Genomic DNA, 1192 nt, shown 5'->3' with positions numbered 1-1192 from the left:
TGGGGCTTCGATCAGAGCTTCGCTTTCGCTAACCCCATCAATTAACCTTCCAGCACCGGGCAGGCGTCACACCCTATACGTCACTTTCGTGTTAGCAGAGTGCTGTGTTTTTAATAAACAGTCGCAGCCACCTGGTCACTGCGACCTTCTTAGACTTCCCCTGTGCAGGGTTCATCCAGAAGGTACACCTTCTCCCGAAGTTACGGTGCTATTTTGCCTAGTTCCTTCACCCGAGTTCTCTCAAACACCTTGGGATTCTCACCCTGTCCACCTGTGTCGGTTTGGGGTACGGTTCTACTACACCTGAAGCTTAGAGGCTTTTCTTGGAAGCAGGGCATCAGTCACTTCGTCTCTGAAACGAGACTCGTCGTCAGTTCTCGGCATTAAACAGCGGATTTGCCTACTGATTCTGCCTACCACCTTAAACACGCACAACCAATCGCGTGCTGACTTAGCCTTCTTCGTCCCCTCATCGCAGTGCAGTAAAGTACGGGAATATTAACCCGTTTTCCATCGGCTACGCATATCTGCCTCGCCTTAGGGACCGACTCACCCTGCGTCGATTAACGTGGCGCAGGAAACCTTGGACTTTCGGCGTGCGGGTTTTTCACCCGCATGATCGCTACTTATGTCAGCATTCGCACTTCTGATACCTCCAGTCTGCCTCACAGCAGACCTTCACAGGCTTACAGAACGCTCCCCTACCATGCCTTACGGCATCCGCAGCTTCGGTAGAACGCTTGAGCCCCGTTATATCTTTCGCGCAGACCGACTCGACCAGTGAGCTATTACGCTTTCTTTAAAGGGGCTGCTTCTAAGCCAACCTCCTGGCTGTCTGTGACTTTCCACATCGTTTCCCACTGAGCGTTCATTTGGGGACCTTAGCTGGCGGTCTGGGTTGTTTCCCTTTTCACGACGGACGTTAGCACCCGCCGTGTGTCTCCTGCGATGGTACTTCTCGGTATTCGAAGTTTGCATGGGGTTGGTAAAGCGAGATGCCCCCCTAGCCCAAACAGTGCTCTACCCCCGAGAGTAAAACGCAAGGCGCTACCTAAATAGCTTCGAGGAGAACCAGCTATCTCCGAGCTTGATTAGCCTTTCACTCCTAGCCACAAGTCATCCCCGTCTTTTTCAACAGACGTGGGTTCGGACCTCCAGTTGGTGTTACCCGACTTTCATCCTGCTCATGGCT

Annotated in this window: 1 rRNA gene (running past one end of the window); it reads right to left on the bottom strand. The window is 52.6% G+C overall.

The features are described from left to right. Window positions 1-1192 (bottom strand): 23S ribosomal RNA (locus TPSD3_RS10240); its annotated part runs 682 nt beyond the window's last position; the annotation flags it as partial.

It is taken from the genome of Thioflexithrix psekupsensis (genome assembly GCF_002149925.1).
Classification (GTDB): domain Bacteria; phylum Pseudomonadota; class Gammaproteobacteria; order Beggiatoales; family Beggiatoaceae; genus Thioflexithrix; species Thioflexithrix psekupsensis.
This window is presented reverse-complemented; position numbering and strand designations above follow the sequence as displayed.